Origin of the sequence: uncultured Marinobacter sp., from assembly GCF_913055835.1 — a bacterium.
Taxonomy (GTDB): Bacteria; Pseudomonadota; Gammaproteobacteria; order Pseudomonadales; family Oleiphilaceae; genus Marinobacter.
Map to the genome: position 1 here is coordinate 38024 of NZ_CAJXKQ010000031.1, position 16631 is coordinate 54654.

The window sequence follows — 16631 nt, forward strand, 5'->3', positions numbered from 1 at the left end:
CCAAATTTGCACATTGAGAAACCTTCTCATGACGGACCTCACTTTGCCCCTGAATACCGGCCCGCTCGCCCAACTTATTGATATGGGTGGCCCTGTGATGATCGTTCTGGTAGTCCTCGCTGTCATTGGCCTGGTTACCTTCGTGTATCTGGTGCTTCTCGGGGCCCTGTATGCGCCGCGTTTGTCTGGCCGGCTTAAAAAAACCGTAATGCAGTGTCAGAACGATCCGGCGTCGGTGCGACCATCTGATGTGCGACAACAGGCCGGCCGTTGGGGACGGATGAATCCGCTGCAGCGACTTGTATCCGATACGATTGAGGCCATTCAGCACGGCCAGGATGATCGTCAGATTCGTGAAACCGCCGCGCGGGATGCGCAACATTCTCTCGAGCCGTTCGAGGCGCCCCTGAAAATTATCGAAGTAATCGCAGCCCTGGCGCCACTGCTCGGTCTGCTGGGAACCGTACTGGGCATGATGGAAGCCTTCAGCGCCATGGCGGCTACCGAAGGCCGGGCCAACGCCACCCAGCTCAGTGGCGGCATTTACGAGGCCCTGACCACTACCGCTGCGGGCCTGGTGGTGGCCATACCCTTTGCCGCGCTGGCTGCCTGGATAGAATTCCGGCTGCGCCGCATCCACAAGACCATCAACAGCACCCTGGTTTCGATTCTCCATATTGTGCCGGAACAGACTCTGGACGCCGTTGAAGCCGACTACCGGTCACCGGAACGCCTGCACAACGCCAAAGCACCCGACGAAGAGCCCGAACGTTACTCAACTAACCGGGGTCAGCGATTCGCCCATGCAACTGGTTGAACCAAGGCCGAGTCGCCCGATACCGATCCGGATCACGCCCCTGATCGATGTGGTCTTCATACTTCTGGTGTTCTTCATGCTGACCACCCGGCTGCTGCCCGTGGACTACCTGGAACTTGCAAATAATACCTCCAGCCGCAGCCCGGTCACTGGCGAGCCGCTGCCCGAGCTGACCGTTACTGCCAATGGCAGCGTGCAATGGCAGGGACAATCCATGGCCATCGACCAGCTTGTGAGCGAGCTGGGAGACGCCGGTATCACCGAAGTAAACCTCGCGACAACTGGCGACACGCCTCTGGGAGCCTTCACCAGAGTGCTCAGCGGCTTGACTGAGCAGAATATCGACACCCACTGGAAGCGGGCGAACGCACAGACACCATGAGCGATCTGGTTCCACCTCCCTTCACCTCCGGCAAAACCCTGATGGAACGCGTGGAAGATGCACTTCTGCCGTTGATCAACCTGGTGTTCCTGCTGCTGATGTTTTTCATCGTGGCCGGCCAGTTAACCGACGACCCGCTGCCGGAACTGCCCGCCACGAGTCAGGCAGAGGACCAGCAGTCGCCCCATGCGGACATGATTGTCAGCGCAGAAGGCGAGTGGAAGGTGAATGGCGAGCTACTCGACAGGGAATCTCTGGTTGCCAGACTGCCAAAGCCTGTCGAAGAGCAACCCCTGAAAATCGCCGCCGCCGAGAGCATCACCATGGCAGATCTGGAGGCACTCTTCCGGTTGCTTGAGGAAGCCGGATACCGGGACATCCTCCTGTTGACGGAGCCCGGCCAATGATGCGGCAACAACCGCCTTTCCGGTGGGCACTTCTGCTGCTGGCATTCGTGATCACCTTTGTTGCTCTGGTCTTCGCAGCTCCGGAAAAGAGGGTGGAGCTAAACACCCTGGGCGAATCCGCGGTAAACACCGCACCGGCCATCCGAATCAAGCTGGCCGGCGAACCAGCGCCGAAACCCGAGGCTGCGCCAGAACCGGAGCCAAAGCCGGAACCCGAACCTGAACCTGAACCTGAACCTGAACCTGAACCTGAACCTGAACCTGAGCCGAAGCCCGAACCAGAGCCGGTAACGGAACCAACGCCCGAGCCAGAGGTCGCCGAAGACGTAAAGGAAGCGGAAACACCGACCGGTGAGCCGGCAGAGACGGCAACAGAGGAGCAATCACAGGCGACCGTTCCGCTGCAAAACGCTGGTGTCAGATCAGAAGTGGATAACTACCTGTCCAGGCTCAGTCGCCATCTTGCCAAATACTATGAGTATCCCCGCAGGGCGAGGCGCCTGGGCCAGGAGGGCACCCCCGTGATTGTATTCGAGTTTAGAAGGGACGGATCCCTGGTGGCCCACAGCCTGAGAACCAGCTCCGGCCATCAGCTACTGGACGAGTCGGCGCTGGCTATGCTGGAGCAGGCGGCGCCTCTGCCCTCAGTGCCAGAAGCGATTGCGGGACAGAAATTCCGCTACGCCTTGCCCGTGCGCTTCAGGCTTCGCTGAACCGTGGCCGCGCTGCGCCAGGTTGCAGCAACGGTTGATGGTCACGCACCGATCGGGTGCGCAAGACCATAGATCGCCTTTTCTGCCGAGCCAGGCAATCACTCTTTGCGAAATCCTACCCTTCTGATTTAGATACTGTTTTTTGGCAGCCCGCCAATCTGGCACAGTCTCTGCACTTTCACAGACAGCGGAACCAATGTCGGTTCTGTTCACAGCGACAGATTCATTCAGACGACGGCGTCTACCTGTTCCTGCAGATTGCAGGCATCAGGTAACGCCGTTTTTTTGTGGCCGTTTCAAAAGCCTGGCCATCCGATAGAAGTCAGAGGAAAAATTATGTCTTACATCGTGCCTTCGGAATTCGTCACCAAAATGGTCGACGCCGGCGAATCCAAGATCTATATGTCAACCCGGGACACACTGATCCGGGCGTTCATGGCCGGCGCAATCCTCGCTCTTGCAGCGGTTTTTGCCATAACCGTCGCGGTGCAGACCGGCAGCCTGCTGGTCGGCGCCATTCTTTTCCCAGTGGGCTTCTGCATGCTCTACCTGATGGGCTTCGACCTGTTAACCGGCGTGTTCATGCTCACGCCACTGGCGCTGCTGGATAAACGCCCCGGGGTTACGGCGAAAGGCATCCTCCGGAACTGGGGCTGGGTATTCCTCGGCAACTTCGGCGGCGCACTCACCGTAGCCCTGATCATGGCCTGGGTCTTCACCTACGGTTTCAACACCGACCCGGGCGCCGTGGGCGACAAGATTGCCAGTGTTGGCAAGGAACGAACCCTGGGCTACGCCGAGTACGGCGCCGCCGGCTGGATGACCATCTTCCTGCGGGGCATGCTGTGCAACTGGATGGTGTCCATGGGCGTGGTTGGCGCCATGATTTCCACCACCGTACCCGGCAAGGTTCTGGCCATGTGGATGCCGATCATGCTGTTCTTCTTCATGGGGTTCGAGCACTCCATCGTGAACATGTTCCTGTTCCCCTTTGCAATCATGATGGGCGGTGAATTCTCGATCATGGACTACTTCATCTGGAACGAGATTCCCACAGTGCTCGGCAACCTGGTAGGAGGTCTTTCCTTTACCGGGCTGACACTTTACGCAACCCATGTGCGCACCGCACCCAAGCGCAAGATTGCAGAGGCCTACAACGACGCTGCCCTGGCCCGCACCAACTAAGTCGGGTCTTCCCGCAACTCCGGCTGCCGCACCCGCCGGAGTTGCTTTTTCATTTCTCGCGAAGACGATACTGCTCGATGGCCAGATCCCTTTCCATAACTGCCGGCCAGTACTCCGACGCCGGCACCAAGCCGGTGAACCAGGACTTCCACGGTCTATTGGCGCCAAAGGGCCACCAGCTGGTGACCAAGGGCATCGCCGTTGCCATCGCCGACGGCATCAGCTCCAGCGATGTCAGCCAGATTGCCAGCGAATCCGCCGTTGCCGGCTTTTTCAGCGACTATTTTTCCACCCCAGAAAGCTGGTCGGTGAAACACTCCGCCCAACGGGTACTGAGAGCCACCAACGCCTGGCTGTATGCCCAGACCCGGCAAAGTCAGTATCGCTATGACCGCGACCGCGGCTATGTCTGCACCCTGAGCGTTATGGTGCTCAGGTCTGCTACCGCGCATCTGTTTCATATTGGCGATACCCGCATCTACCGGCTTCATTCCAACCAACTTGAGCAGCTCAGTACCGATCACCGGCTCTGGCTCGCCCGGGACGAGAGCTGCCTGACCCGTGCAATGGGGATCGGCGAGCAGCTGGACATTGATTATCAGAGCCTGCCAATACAACCCGGCGACACGTTTCTGCTGACCACCGACGGCATCCATGAACACCTGGACGAGAGAACCATGGCCGACATCATTCGGGAATCCATGGATGATCTGGACGCGGCCGCTCGCCGGTTGGCTATGGCGGCGCTTGAGCAGGGCAGCGACGATAACCTGACGGCCCAGATCATTCGGGTCGACTCGGTGCCCTCGATGCGGGAAAGCAGCGAGTTGTTTCATGAGTTGGCAGGGCTGCCATTTGCGCCGGAACTGCAACCGGGACAACGCCTGGATGGCTACCGGATTCTGAGACAGATTCACGCCAGCAGCCGTAGCCACGTCTACCTGGCCGTGGATGAGGAAACCGAAATCCGGGTCGTGCTGAAGATGCCATCAATCGAACAGCGGCACGATCCGGTCTATCTGGAACAGTTCTCCGCCGAGCAGTGGATTGCCCGGCGAATCAACAGCTCCCACGTTGCACGGCCGTTCCGGTCAGACCGACAACCGAGCTTTCTCTACCAGGCCACCGAATTCGTGGAAGGCTGCACCTTGCGGCAATGGATGCTGGATAACCCGGCGCCTGCCCTCGAAACCGTGCGAAATCTCGTTGAACAGATCGGTAAAGGATTGCGGGCATTTCACCGGCTTGAAATGGTGCACCAGGACCTGAAACCGGAAAACGTGCTGGTGGATACCCATGGCACCGTCACGCTGATTGATTTCGGTGCCACGCGGGTTGTCGGGCTGGAGGACTATGATAACGGTGAGCAGACCGTTCCCCGGGGAGCAGCGCTTTACAGTGCACCAGAGACCTTTCTCGGAGAGCCGGGCAGTTGGTTATCGGACCAGTTCTCCCTGGGGGTGATCACCTACCAGCTGCTCACCGGCCAGCTACCCTATGGCCCGGACGTGCCCAAAATCCATAGTCGAAACCAGCTTCGGAACCTCAAATATCAACCGGTTCAACAGTTCCGGGAGAACCTGCCCCGCTGGGTCGATTGTGCCATCGAAAAAGCGGTTCTCCCCCAGGCCCACAGGCGCTATCCCGCGCTCTCGGAATACCTGTACAACCTGCGACACCCGCCCGCCGACTGGCACAGGCGTCAGCGGCCGCCTCTGATAGAGCGTAATCCTGTGGCCTTCTGGCAGGGTGTATCCGCGTTATTGCTCGTGGCATTGCTGGCAGCCCTCGGCCTCGGCTAAAGCGGGCATTGCCCGAGCAATTTCTTGCCCCGCCAGCAATCCCTCGCCTGGCATTCGGGCGCGAGATTGCCTGGCACGCCCCGAGCAGCCCCGAGAAAAACCATAGGCTACTGTTTTAAAAGGCATTAATTCTTCTGGCACAACCTTTGTAATGAAAGTCGGCGTCCAGGGAACACCCCGGGGACACGATTCATTCACAAGTCATGGAGCAGACTATGCCAACTCCTTGTTATATCAGTATCGAAGGCCAAACCCAGGGTAACATCACTGCCGGTGCATTCACTTCCGACTCCGTCGGCAACATCTACGTGGAAGGCCACGAAGACGAAGTGCTGGTGCAGGAATTCAGTCACGTTGTTACCGTACCGACCGATCCCCAGTCCGGTCAGCCATCCGGTCAGCGCGTGCACAAGCCGTTCAAGTTCACCTCCGCCCTGAACAAGGCCACCCCGCTGATGTATAACGCCCTGGCCTCCGGCGAGATGCTGCCCAAGGTCGAGCTCAAGTGGTACCGCACCTCCGTTGAGGGCAAGCAGGAGCACTTCTTCTCTACCATCCTCGAAGATGCCACCATCATCGACATCAACTGCAACATGCCCCACTGCCAGGACGCCGGCAACGCCGACTTCACCCAGCTGGTCACCGTTTCCCTGTCCTACCGCAAGGTAACCTGGGAGCACGCGGTTGCTGGCACTTCCGGTGCTGACGACTGGCGTTCGCCGATCGAAGCCTGATAGGCCGGTGCTTTCCAATCAACGGCCGGTTTTACCGGCCGTTGCTGTTTTTACCCCAGCCCGAGCAAGAGGTATCATCGCAACAGTCCTCACCCTTACTGTGCGATCCATGGACAACAACGACATTCTGCAACTTGGCAAACTGATGTGCACCGTCACCCGGAACTGGCTCTGGCAACCGGCAGAGCAGTGGGTCCGGGAACGTAATCCGGGCAGCGTCCTGCGTTGCCGGGTTGGATCGGGCCAGGCCACCTACCACCGTTACGATTCACGCGATCGGCAGCACCTGATTACCTACGGCGCCCGTATGATTGCCGCCAAGCATCAGCCGGAGACGGCCAGCGGTTGGCTGTCGGGCCGGGAAATACGGAAACGGGGGTACTTCGGTGGGGAACTGAGCACTCTGAACCTGCTGGCACACACCTGCTGCCACGAATTTGCCCATCTCCTGCAGCAAAGTGCCGGACAGCGATATCGGGGATCAGTGCACAACCGCCATTTCTACACCATTCTCGATGAGTTACACGAGAGCGGGGCCGCGCAAGCGACCCGTGAGGCCCTGGCAGAGGGAGCAGAGGAACAGGGCCTGGCACTAGCCGATACGCCTTTCGAGCCTGTGGATACAAGGCAACAGATGGCCCACTGGCAGGTGGGCGATACCGTACGATTCGGTACCGGCCGGCGGGAACTGCACGGCCAGATTATCCGGGTCAATCGCAAGACCTGCACTGTGGACGGTATCGGGCACTCACGAGGGGTTCGTTACAGGGTGCCCGTGCAGATGCTGAGCCCGCTTACACCGCCTCGGTAGCCGAATCGAGGAGGCTCCGAATCTCCGGCACACAAGACCCACAGTTGGTGCCGCATTTGAGCTCACGGCCGAGGGCATCGACGCTTTTGGCACCCCGCCCAATCGCCTGCTGAATCTGCCGGTCCCCGACCTGGAAACAGCTGCAAACCAGGTTGCCGGCATCATCCCCATCAACGGCCTTAGCCGCCAGCAGGCCGCGCCGGCTTGCCTCGTCGAGCTCTGGCTGGCCGAAGCAGCTGACCAGCCAGTCCACGGATGGCAAGGCAGCCGGGTCACGATCCACCATTATGACCGCCTCTAACTGGCCATTGCGCAATCGAGCGGCCCGGAAACGGCCTTCGCGGACATCCTCCATCACCAGCTGCGGCTGGCCGCCGAGCCAGTCCGGCACAGCACTTTTCCAATCCATGTTGCACTGCCCTGCAACGATCCAGCTATCGCAATCGGGCAGGACCTGTTTGGCCCAGTAGTCCGCCTTCCAGCGTTTCGGACGATCCCGTCGCACCAGCAAACGTCCATGCCAGCGGGCAGGCCAGTGGGTGAGGGTAGCACGACCGTGCTTGGCCTCCGGTTGCCCGGATATCGGGTCCACCAGGCTGTCAGTCAGAGCTGTAGCCAGACCCTGCCCGGTGAACTGATCGTTCCAGTGGATCGGCACAAACACCTCGCCACGACGCTGCTCCGGCGCACTGCGCACCCGGCCGACAAAGTGCCCATGGGCACTGTTCAGTGTCGCCAATGCCTCGGGCTTGAGGGAAAGCGCCCGAATATCCTCGGGATGTACCTCAATGAACGGTTCGGGGCGGTGGGCCAGCAACCGGCTGGACCGGGCTGTGCGGGTCATGGTGTGCCACTGGTCCCGGATACGGCCCGTATTCACGATCAGCGGAAACACTTCATTCGGATTTCCGGCCGGTAATCGAGAGGCAATCGGGATCAGGCGGGCTCGACCGTTGGCGCTCGCAAACCGACCGTCAGTGAACAGTCGCCTGGAATCGGAGGTTGACCCGGTAACCGGCCATTGCACAGGCTCCAGAGCCTCGTATTGTTCGTCGGTCAGGTCCGCCAACCCGGATATATTGAAGAAACGTTGACCGGCGTTCTCGAACCCCGACAACCGGCCATGTTCCCGGAAAATGTCCGCGGGCCTCTCATAGTCGAAGCCCGCCTGGTGTCCCAGGGCCCGGGCCACCGCACTGACGATCCACCAGTCGGGCCGGGCCTCTCCGGGCAATGGCAGAAAGCGCCGCTGACGGGAAATGCAGCGTTCGGAATTGGTAACCGTGCCGTCTTTCTCTCCCCAACCCGCCGCCGGCAGCAGGATGTCTGCATGGCTCGCAGTGTCTGTGTCCCTGACGCAATCAGACACAATAACAGTCGGGCACAGGTCCAGGGCCCGCCGGATACGATGGGTCTCCGGCAAACTGACCGCAGGGTTGGTGGCCATGATCCACAACACCTTGATGTCACCCCGCTCAACCGCATCGAACAGGTCGACAGCTTTCATGCCCGGCCCATCCGCGACCGCCTCAGTCTCCCAGAACCGGGCCACCCGGCCCCGGGCACCCGGACTGTCGTAATCCATATGGGCAGCAAGGGTATTGGCCAGCCCTCCCACTTCCCGGCCCCCCATGGCGTTGGGTTGGCCGGTCAGGGACAATGGACTGGCGCCAGGCTTGCCTACCCGACCCGTAGCCAGGTGACAGTTGATAATGGCGTTGCCTTTATCGGTGCCGGCCGAGGACTGATTGATGCCCTGGGAGAACGCCGTCACCGTTTTCGACTCCTCCGCGAACCAATGGAAAAAGGTAATAACATCCGCCACCGGCAGCTCACAGATCCGCGCCACTGCCTCGGGCGAAGGTACCTCGGATCTGGCAGCACTGAGACTGTCATCAAACCCCTCACAATGGTCTTCCAGGTAACCTTGATCGACAGCCTGGTGATCCGCCAGCCAGACCAGCAGACCGTTGAACAGTGCCGTATCGGTCCCGGGACGGATGGCCAGGTGTAAATCCGCCAGATCGCTGGTTGCGGTCTTACGCGGATCAATCACCACTACCCGGCGACCGGGTCGGGCCGAAGCCTGCATTCGCTGATAGAGTACCGGATGCGCCCAGGCGGCATTGCTACCCGCCAGCACCAACAGGTTGGCCAACTCCAGGTCTTCATAACAGCCGGGAACCAGATCCCCGCCAAAGGCCCGTTTGTGGGCAGCGACGGCGGATGACATGCACAGGCGGGAATTGGTATCCACGTTGGGCGTGCGGATAAACCCCTTGGCCAGCTTGTTGGCCACGTAATAGTCCTCCGTCAATAACTGACCGGAGAGGTAAAAGGCCACAGACCCGGGGCCATACAGAGCCACTGATTCACGAATCCGGCGGGCCACTTCCTCCACCGCCTCTGGCCAGGTGCACTCACGACCATTAACAACGGGCCTCAATAGTCGTCCATCCGGGGTCAGTGTTTCGTGCAAGGCGGACCCCTTCACGCACAGGCGACCAAGATTCGCCGGATGAGCCTCATCCCCTCGGGTTGCAGATGGCGTCGCATTCACTCCACAACCCACACCGCAATACGGACAGGTGGTTTGAACCGTCGCCGGTCTCTGGTTGATACCGGTCACAGCACCTCCTCACGTTTCATAAAAAAAGCCCGCCAATCCGGATGCCTTGGAGGGGCACCCGGGGCGGGCTTCTTTGCCAATAGAATTAGGTTGTCTTGAAAAGTCCTGTAACCGGCTGCAATAACAGGGCCACTCTGATTGAAAGCGACTTCGGGCTCTGCCAGACGCCGTATATGGCGGCTCTGAGGGATTTCATAACTACACCGTGGTGCCAAGGCTCCGATCCAGCCACCGAGTCCGGTATCAAAGTGGTGCAAATCCGCCCTTCCACGCACTAAAACCAGACGTATACCCGCTTACCATTCCCGCCGCCTCTTTGAAGAACTCCCCTAACTCATTGTTTTATAGTGGCTGGCCGATATGGCACGCCCCGTGCAAGACCTGAAACAGAGACGCGCGTTACGACTCAACAGAAAACTGATCCCCAGGCACAGGCGCCTGCTTTCCGGCAACGGAGAGCAGGCGTTTTTGCGTTTGGGCCAAACAGAATGAGGACTATCCATGTACACGCTCACACGACAAACCACCCGCTGGCTGACTCGAATTCTGCTGACAGCCACTTTCTGGGCGGTCAGCACGATGGCTCAGGCAGAGATTGGTCCTGCCGAGAAGCCGGACCTAAAGCTCGGCTTTATCAAGCTGACCGATATGGCACCGCTGGCGATTGCCTGGGAACAGGGCTTCTTTATGGACGAGGGCCTGTTTGTTGAACTGGAAGCGCAGGCAAACTGGAAAGTACTGCTGGACCGGGTGATTACCGGAGAACTGGATGGCGCCCATATGCTCGCCGGCCAGCCCCTGGGCGCCTCCATTGGCTACGGCACCCGGGCCGATATCATCACGGCCTTCAGCATGGACCTGAACGGTAACGGTATAACGGTCTCCAATGATGTCTGGGACACCATGAGCCAGCATATCCCCGAGAATGCCGACGGCAAGCCCGAGCACCCGATCAGCGCCAGTGCACTTCTGCCCGTGGTGGAAGCGGCCCGGGATCGGGGCGAAAGGTTCCGCATGGGCATGGTGTTTCCGGTGTCCACCCATAACTACGAGCTCCGTTACTGGCTGGCAGCCGGTGGACTGAATCCCGGCTACTACGCGCCCCAACGAGGCGACACCAGCGGCACGCTGGAAGCGGACGTACACCTGTCGGTAACGCCACCGCCGCAGATGCCCGCCACCATGGAAGCGGGCACCATACAGGGCTATTGCGTGGGCGAGCCCTGGAACCAGCAGGCTGTTTTCATGGGCATCGGCGTGCCGGTGATCACCGATTATGAGATCTGGCCGAATAACCCGGAAAAGGTCTTTGGCGTTACCCGTCAGTGGGCCGAAGACTACCCCAACACCCACCTGCGACTTCTGCGGGCCATGATTCGCGCCGCACATTGGCTGGATGAGAACAACAACGCCAACCGGGACGAGGCGGTGAAGATCCTGGCCCGGCCCAGCTATGTGGGTGCTGATAAGGCAGTGATCGCCAACTCCATGACCGGCACCTTCGAGTATGAAAAAGGCGATGTTCGCGAGGTTCCGGACTTCAATGTCTTCTTCCGGTATCACGCCACCTACCCCTATCCGTCCGATGCCATCTGGTACCTCACCCAGATGCGCCGTTGGGGCCAGATACCCGAGGCCAAGCCGGACGACTGGTATATGGAAACCGCAGCCAGGGTTTACCGGGCCGATATCTACGAGCAGGCGGCCCGTTCACTCATTGAAGACGGCACCCTGGAGGCATCGGACTTCCCGGATTTCGAGACCGAAAACTTCCAGCGGCCCCAACAGGGCGAGCTGATTGACGGTGTCGCCTTCACCCCCCGAACACCCAACGCCTACATCGACAGCTTCGACATCGGCCTGAAAGGTACGCAAACCCCATAACCGGGTTTGCAAGGAGGTTTTATAACCATGACTACGCTTACTTCGGCCAAAAGCACCCCCCAGTCACCGCGCTGGCTGCGCCAGAGACTCAAGTCCCTCGGTGAGTCGCTGGCTCCCGCTCAGCTCGCCACTACCGGGCGCCAGATGTTGCTGCCATTGATAGGTATTCTGGTGTTTGTCGGCTTCTGGCATATGGCTGCACCGCAGGTGGATACCTCCCTGGGAAGTTTTCCGGGCCCGGCACAGGTCTGGGAACAATCGGGACAACTCTGGCAGGAGCACGCCAACCAGCGCGAGCGGGCCGACAAGTTCATTGCCATGCAGGAAGAGCGAAACGCCCGCATTCTGGCGGACAATCCAGAGGCTGAGGTCAGGATCCGGAACTACCCCGGTGCGCCCACCTTTCCCGACCAGATACTGACCAGTCTGGTTACGGTGCTCGCCGGATTCATCCTGGCGACCGCTATCGCGGTGCCTTTGGGCATCGTGGTTGGCCTGAACCGGCACTTCCAGGCGGCGGTCAACCCGCTGATCCAGGTGTTCAAGCCGGTGTCACCACTGGCCTGGCTGCCCCTGGTAACCATGGTGGTCTCAGCAACCTATGTGAGCGATGACCCGATGTTCGAGAAGTCGTTCCTGACTTCCATGATAACGGTCACCCTGTGCAGTCTCTGGCCCACCTTGATCAATACCAGCGTTGGTGTGGCGGCGGTCAATCCTGATCTGCTGAATGTCTCCCGGGTGCTGCGCCTGTCGTTCTGGACCCATGTCCGCAAGGTGGTTCTGCCTTCTTCGGTGCCGATGATTTTCACTGGTCTTCGGGTGTCGCTGGGCATTGCCTGGATGGTGCTGATTGCCGCCGAGATGCTGGCCCAGAGCCCTGGGTTGGGCAAGTTCGTCTGGGATGAATTCCAGAACGGCAGCAGCCAGTCATTGAGCAGGATCATGGTGGCGGTTCTGGCCATCGGGTTTATCGGATTTGTGCTGGACCGGGTGATGCTGTTGATTCAGCGCAAGGTTGCCTGGAATGAGTGACCGAACCACATCGGGCTTTCGGGTCCCATGCGTGTTCTTAAGTCACTGAGCATGCCGCACCGGGTGGGTCACGCCTCCCGAAACACGCGGCGAGTACATCCCTGTACGCTCCGCAAAAACATCCATGTTTTTGAGGGTTTCGGGAGGCGTGACCCACCCGGTGCTCCGTTTACTGAGAGGTGCTTTCCATGAGTAAGTCTCATCTTGAATTAACCGGTGTTGAAATGGCGTTTGATACGCCAAAGGGTCCCTTTGTGGCTCTGGACAACATTAATCTAAAAATCCAGAAAGGCGAATTCGTGTCCCTGATCGGGCATTCCGGTTGTGGCAAGTCGACGGTGCTGAACATTGTCGCCGGCTTGTTGCAGGCGACCAAAGGCGGATGTGTACTGGATGGCCATGAGGTGAATTCGCCGGGGCCGGAGCGGGCGGTGGTGTTTCAGAACCATGCGCTGATGCCCTGGCTGACAGTGTACGAGAATGTTGAGCTGGCAGTGCAGCAGGTGTTCCGCAAGTCCATGGGCAAGCAGGAGCGGCGTGACTGGATTCATCACAATCTGGAACTGGTGAACATGGCCCACGCGGCGGATAAGCGACCGGGTGAGGTATCCGGTGGCATGGCCCAGCGGGTGGGCATTGCCCGTGCCCTGGCCATGAAACCCAGTGTTCTGCTGATGGACGAGCCGTTCGGCGCGCTGGACGCACTGACCCGGGCCCACCTACAGGATTCACTGATGGAGATTCAGCAGGAGTTGAACAACACCGTCATCATGATCACCCACGATGTGGACGAGGCGGTGTTGCTGTCAGACCGGATCATCATGATGACCAACGGGCCAGAGGCTACCGTGGGTGAGGATCTGTACATTGATCTGCCCCGGCCGCGCAACAGGGTGACTCTAGCCGATAACCCGGAGTATGTTCATTACCGGCAGGAAGTGCTGCGCTTCCTGTACGAGAAACAGCGCAAGCTGGAACACATCTCGCCACGTCGTTCCGGGAAACCGGAGGCCTCTAAAAGCAAGCAATCAGAGGCTCAGGCCGCGAGGGCTTGAGACGGCCGGGTTATTTCAGCACATCCGCCATGGACACCAGGGCCCGGGCTACCTCGGGCAATTTTCGGCCCTGGTCCATGGCCAGTTTCCTTAATACCCGGTGGGCTTCGTCGTTGCTGATCCTGCGATGCTCCATCAGCAGCAGCACGGCTTTTTCCTGGGTTTTGCGGTCTTCCAGCGCTTCCCTGGCACTCTGCAACTCATCAGTCATCTGTTGCAGGCGCCGGGTTTGCTCCTGAACCAGATCAAAGATGGAGCGGCCAAACTGCTGACCAATACCATCGCTGGCCCAGGATTCACCGGCCTGTTGTTCGTTTGCGGAATCGCACAGCACCAACATGGGTTGAGACGAAGGCTCCCGGGCATCCAGGGAAGTTATCAGGGTTTCCTGGTGGGCCAGCGAGTTTCGGGCGTCGGCAAAACGCTCGGTGCAACGGGCATGAAAACTGCCCTCCACGGAATCCTCTATCGTTTTGAGTTCATCCATTCGCTCAGACATGAGACTGAACCATTCATCCGCCAGGGCCGGATCCAGATCTTTATAACGACCAATAGCAGTGCCTCGCTGGCGAAGCTTTTCAATTTCGGCTTCACGCGGGTTTTCACGCAGTTTTTCCCACAGGTCCAGGGAACCATCATCGGCAAAGCTGTTAAACACGTCGAAACAGCGCTCCTGCGCCTCAATCAGGTGCGCCATGCGCTCTGACAGTGCACGATCAAACCGGCCACTGGAAAAGCCCGCCGAACCGACAGCCCGCTCCTGTCCACAGAATTCCTTGCCGTTCATCAAGTGCACCATCGCCACCAGAAGCCCGGCGATAGTGGGGTCAACGGCGGTATCCGCAGCCTCAAACACCACCGCAATCAGGTTGTGGATCAGGGTACTGTAATCCTCGGTGGCAGAGGACGCAGTTACTTTTCGGGCCACCACGCACTGTCGTAGTTCGGGCAGGCCCTCAAGGCCGTGAAGGGCACTCGCAAGCTGGTTAAGCAGGCGGCTACTGACAGGATGCGCCGTCAGTTCCTGGTGAATCTCGGCAAGGGCCTGCTCGAACTCCGAACGGAGCCGATCCGACGTCGCAACCAGCTGTTTTCGCTCCTGGGCAAATTTTTCACCGGAAGAACCAAGAAACACGTTGGACGCACCCCGCTCGCATTGCAGCGCATGCACCAAATTGCTGATGCACTGCACCAATTTGCCCATCTGCAAGAAGTACTGGAGATTCATCAACTCGCAGCTTTTCGAGGCAATCAGATAGTCGCCCGCTGTTGGCGATTTATGGGCAGTGGCGCGTTTGGTGTTCATGACAGACTCCGGAAGCACGATGGCTTCGAATGCAACGATCAAGTTCAGGTCAGTTGCTCACGCGACCAACCTCTGACCTGTCCGCAGCAATTACCGCGCCACCGCATCCGGCCCAAAACCGTGCAATCCGCCCCGTCGCGGGGCAGCTTTCCCGTGTTCTTTCTGGTAAGAGCCACCCCGGCAATTGCTAACCATCTGATTTTAAATAACTCTCAGAACTGGCACGAAGATCGCTTTGCAAGAAGCAAGGACGAATGTCCCGGCCAAGGATCAGGCCGGACCATCAGATCATTGTTGTTGGCATTGGCGCCGGACCATCGATTTCCCCCCTGGGGGAATAGATGCTCCGGCTTTTTTTGTTTGGTCGGAAAAGCACGGGTTCGAGCGAAATGACAGGAAACACTGAATCGACACTGGTGATCTGCGGGCACGGCATGGTTTCGCAACGCTTGCTGGAAGCTCTCTGCCGTGAACGAGTCAGACCGTTTACCCGCATCATCGTGTTCAACGGCGAGACATCCGCTGCCTACAACCGGATACAACTCTCCCTGCTGCTGGCCGGGGAAACAACCGAAGCTTCTCTGGCGTTGCAGCAGGACGAGTGGTTTAGAAACAACGGTATTGAAGTGTGCAACGGAGAACCAGTGGTCACCATTAACAGGGAAGATCAGACGGTGACCACCACAACCGGCCGGGTACAGCCCTATACCCATCTGGTGCTGGCCACCGGATCCCGGCCCGCAAAACCCGGGCTGCCGGGCGAAGATCTTCCGGGCGTCATGACCTTCCGGGACCTTGAGGACACCAGGATCCTGATTGAGTCTGCTGGCCGCCATCGCCGGGCGGTGGTTGTCGGCGGAGGCTTTCTTGGCCTGGAAGCCGCTGAAGGTCTCCGTCAGCGAGGCATGGCGGTGACTCTGCTGCACCGCAGCAGCCATCTCCTGAACCGTCAACTGGACAGGATCGGGGGTCAGATCCTGCAACAGCACATGGAAAAGCGTGGCGTAAACATTCGCACCGGTACGGCTCCCAAAGCCCTGCTCGGGCGATCGACGGTCCGGGCCGTCCAGCTGGATGATGAAACCCTGATCAGCACGGATCTGGTGCTGTTCGCAACCGGCATCGCGCCGTCTGCTGAGCTTGCGCGAACTGCGGGCCTTGAATGCGATCGCGGGATTCTGGTGGACGGACAGCTACGTACCAGCGACCCGGCAATCTCCGCGCTGGGTGAATGTTGTCAGCTGGAAACCACCACTTTCGGGCTGGTGGAACCCGGGTATCAGCAGGCGGAGGTTCTGGCAGGCATTCTCAGCGGAAGCACGGCCGAGGCCGAGTATCGGCCAGCAGATACTCCAACCCGCCTGAAAATCAGCGGCGTTCCGATTTTCTCCTGCGGCCAGGTGGGCGCCGAAGGCGACACCGAATCCGTGGTCTGGCAGGACCATGAACAGAATCACTATTGCCGGCTGCTGATCCGGAATCAGCGGCTGACCGGCGCCGTCCTGCTGGGCGATACCCGGGACGGGCCCTGGTACAGCGAACGAATCCTGCAACAGGACGACATTTCCCAATACCGGGACTTCATTGCATTCGGCAAGAACTACTGCGAAGCGGCGGCATGAGCCCTCAGCTAATAGAAGGCCTTCAGCCAATAGAGAGCCAGTCGCCCGAAAAGAGGACAGACCCATGAGCAAGAAAACCCTGATCGTCGTCGGCAACGGCATGGTTGGCCATCACTTCCTGGAACAATTCTGCGCCAGCCCGGCCGCTGCCGATTTCGAGATCATCGTATTCGGCGAGGAAAAGCAGCTGGCCTATGACCGGGTTCACCTGTCGGAGTATTTCGGTGGCTCTACCCACGCGGATCTCGC

At 59.3% G+C, this 16631-nt stretch carries 15 protein-coding genes; 13 read left to right on the forward strand and 2 right to left on the reverse strand.

Annotated features, from left to right (window positions below; all coding sequences use genetic code 11):
- Nucleotides 1–28: 28 nt before the first annotated feature.
- The 8 genes from QZ534_RS15080 (at nucleotide 29) to QZ534_RS15115 (ending at nucleotide 6851) form a co-directional block, all read left to right on the forward strand.
- A complete protein-coding gene (locus QZ534_RS15080; RefSeq protein WP_296935504.1) occupies nucleotides 29–817 on the forward strand; it encodes a MotA/TolQ/ExbB proton channel family protein in 789 nt (262 codons plus the stop codon).
- Nucleotides 804–1199 (forward strand): biopolymer transporter ExbD, encoded by a 396-nt coding sequence (locus QZ534_RS15085; protein ID WP_296935506.1) that lies wholly within the window; start codon nucleotides 804–806, stop codon nucleotides 1197–1199. Before QZ534_RS15080 ends, QZ534_RS15085 begins: the two co-directional genes overlap by 14 nt.
- A complete protein-coding gene (locus tag QZ534_RS15090) occupies nucleotides 1196–1606 on the forward strand; it encodes a biopolymer transporter ExbD (protein WP_296935507.1) in 411 nt (136 codons plus the stop codon). Before QZ534_RS15085 ends, QZ534_RS15090 begins: the two co-directional genes overlap by 4 nt.
- Nucleotides 1603–2319, forward strand: coding sequence for an energy transducer TonB (locus QZ534_RS15095; RefSeq protein WP_296935508.1), 717 nt, complete (start codon nucleotides 1603–1605; stop codon nucleotides 2317–2319). Before QZ534_RS15090 ends, QZ534_RS15095 begins: the two co-directional genes overlap by 4 nt.
- A gap of 336 nt (nucleotides 2320–2655) precedes the next feature.
- Entirely contained in the window at nucleotides 2656–3504 is an 849-nt protein-coding gene (locus QZ534_RS15100) for a formate/nitrite transporter family protein (RefSeq protein WP_296935510.1), read from the forward strand.
- A gap of 77 nt (nucleotides 3505–3581) precedes the next feature.
- Nucleotides 3582–5306 (forward strand): bifunctional protein-serine/threonine kinase/phosphatase, encoded by a 1725-nt coding sequence (locus QZ534_RS15105; RefSeq protein ID WP_296935513.1) that lies wholly within the window; start codon nucleotides 3582–3584, stop codon nucleotides 5304–5306.
- Nucleotides 5307–5521: 215 nt separating this feature from the next.
- Entirely contained in the window at nucleotides 5522–6040 is a 519-nt protein-coding gene (locus tag QZ534_RS15110) for an Hcp family type VI secretion system effector (RefSeq protein WP_008176957.1), read from the forward strand.
- Between the two features lie 109 nt (nucleotides 6041–6149).
- On the forward strand, nucleotides 6150–6851 hold the full coding sequence (locus QZ534_RS15115; RefSeq protein ID WP_296935515.1) for a hypothetical protein: 702 nt from the start codon (nucleotides 6150–6152) through the stop codon (nucleotides 6849–6851).
- Here the strand turns inward: QZ534_RS15115 and QZ534_RS15120 are convergent.
- Nucleotides 6835–9480: a nitrate reductase gene (locus QZ534_RS15120; protein WP_296935517.1), complete on the reverse strand. Its 2646-nt coding sequence runs from the start codon at nucleotides 9478–9480 to the stop codon at nucleotides 6835–6837. The two genes, QZ534_RS15115 and QZ534_RS15120, sit on opposite strands and share 17 nt — an antisense overlap.
- A 501-nt stretch (nucleotides 9481–9981) precedes the next feature.
- On the opposite strand from QZ534_RS15120, the gene QZ534_RS15125 reads away from it, so the two are divergent.
- The 3 genes from QZ534_RS15125 (at nucleotide 9982) to QZ534_RS15135 (ending at nucleotide 13454) form a co-directional block, all read left to right on the forward strand.
- A complete protein-coding gene (locus QZ534_RS15125) occupies nucleotides 9982–11364 on the forward strand; it encodes a CmpA/NrtA family ABC transporter substrate-binding protein (protein ID WP_296935519.1) in 1383 nt (460 codons plus the stop codon).
- 27 nt (nucleotides 11365–11391) lie between these two features.
- Nucleotides 11392–12399 carry an ABC transporter permease gene (locus QZ534_RS15130; protein WP_296935521.1) on the forward strand — a complete coding sequence of 336 codons (1008 nt, stop codon included), beginning with the start codon at nucleotides 11392–11394 and terminating at the stop codon, nucleotides 12397–12399.
- 188 nt (nucleotides 12400–12587) lie between these two features.
- Entirely contained in the window at nucleotides 12588–13454 is an 867-nt protein-coding gene (locus tag QZ534_RS15135) for an ABC transporter ATP-binding protein (protein ID WP_296935523.1), read from the forward strand.
- A 10-nt stretch (nucleotides 13455–13464) separates the two neighbouring features.
- Here the strand turns inward: QZ534_RS15135 and QZ534_RS15140 are convergent, their stop codons facing one another.
- Nucleotides 13465–14760 (reverse strand): nitrate- and nitrite sensing domain-containing protein, encoded by a 1296-nt coding sequence (locus tag QZ534_RS15140; RefSeq protein ID WP_296935525.1) that lies wholly within the window; start codon nucleotides 14758–14760, stop codon nucleotides 13465–13467.
- 389 nt (nucleotides 14761–15149) lie between these two features.
- Between QZ534_RS15140 and QZ534_RS15145 the strand changes: the two genes are divergently transcribed.
- Nucleotides 15150–16382 carry an FAD-dependent oxidoreductase gene (locus tag QZ534_RS15145; protein WP_296935528.1) on the forward strand — a complete coding sequence of 411 codons (1233 nt, stop codon included), beginning with the start codon at nucleotides 15150–15152 and terminating at the stop codon, nucleotides 16380–16382.
- A gap of 64 nt (nucleotides 16383–16446) precedes the next feature.
- A partial coding sequence (locus QZ534_RS15150; RefSeq protein WP_296935530.1) for a hypothetical protein occupies nucleotides 16447–16631 on the forward strand: 185 nt, incomplete at its 3' end.

Bases quoted from the DNA above. Each gene is read 5' to 3' on its own strand.
- QZ534_RS15080 (WP_296935504.1), top strand. From the start codon at position 29: ATGACGGACCTCACTTTGCCCCTGAATACCGGCCCGCTCGCCCAACTT.
- QZ534_RS15085 (WP_296935506.1), top strand. From the start codon at position 804: ATGCAACTGGTTGAACCAAGGCCGAGTCGCCCGATACCGATCCGGATC.
- QZ534_RS15090 (WP_296935507.1), top strand. From the start codon at position 1,196: ATGAGCGATCTGGTTCCACCTCCCTTCACCTCCGGCAAAACCCTGATG.
- QZ534_RS15095 (WP_296935508.1), top strand. From the start codon at position 1,603: ATGATGCGGCAACAACCGCCTTTCCGGTGGGCACTTCTGCTGCTGGCA.
- QZ534_RS15100 (WP_296935510.1), top strand. From the start codon at position 2,656: ATGTCTTACATCGTGCCTTCGGAATTCGTCACCAAAATGGTCGACGCC.
- QZ534_RS15105 (WP_296935513.1), top strand. From the start codon at position 3,582: ATGGCCAGATCCCTTTCCATAACTGCCGGCCAGTACTCCGACGCCGGC.
- QZ534_RS15110 (WP_008176957.1), top strand. From the start codon at position 5,522: ATGCCAACTCCTTGTTATATCAGTATCGAAGGCCAAACCCAGGGTAAC.
- QZ534_RS15115 (WP_296935515.1), top strand. From the start codon at position 6,150: ATGGACAACAACGACATTCTGCAACTTGGCAAACTGATGTGCACCGTC.
- QZ534_RS15125 (WP_296935519.1), top strand. From the start codon at position 9,982: ATGTACACGCTCACACGACAAACCACCCGCTGGCTGACTCGAATTCTG.
- QZ534_RS15130 (WP_296935521.1), top strand. From the start codon at position 11,392: ATGACTACGCTTACTTCGGCCAAAAGCACCCCCCAGTCACCGCGCTGG.
- QZ534_RS15135 (WP_296935523.1), top strand. From the start codon at position 12,588: ATGAGTAAGTCTCATCTTGAATTAACCGGTGTTGAAATGGCGTTTGAT.
- QZ534_RS15140 (WP_296935525.1), bottom strand. From the start codon at position 14,760: ATGAACACCAAACGCGCCACTGCCCATAAATCGCCAACAGCGGGCGAC.
- QZ534_RS15145 (WP_296935528.1), top strand. From the start codon at position 15,150: ATGACAGGAAACACTGAATCGACACTGGTGATCTGCGGGCACGGCATG.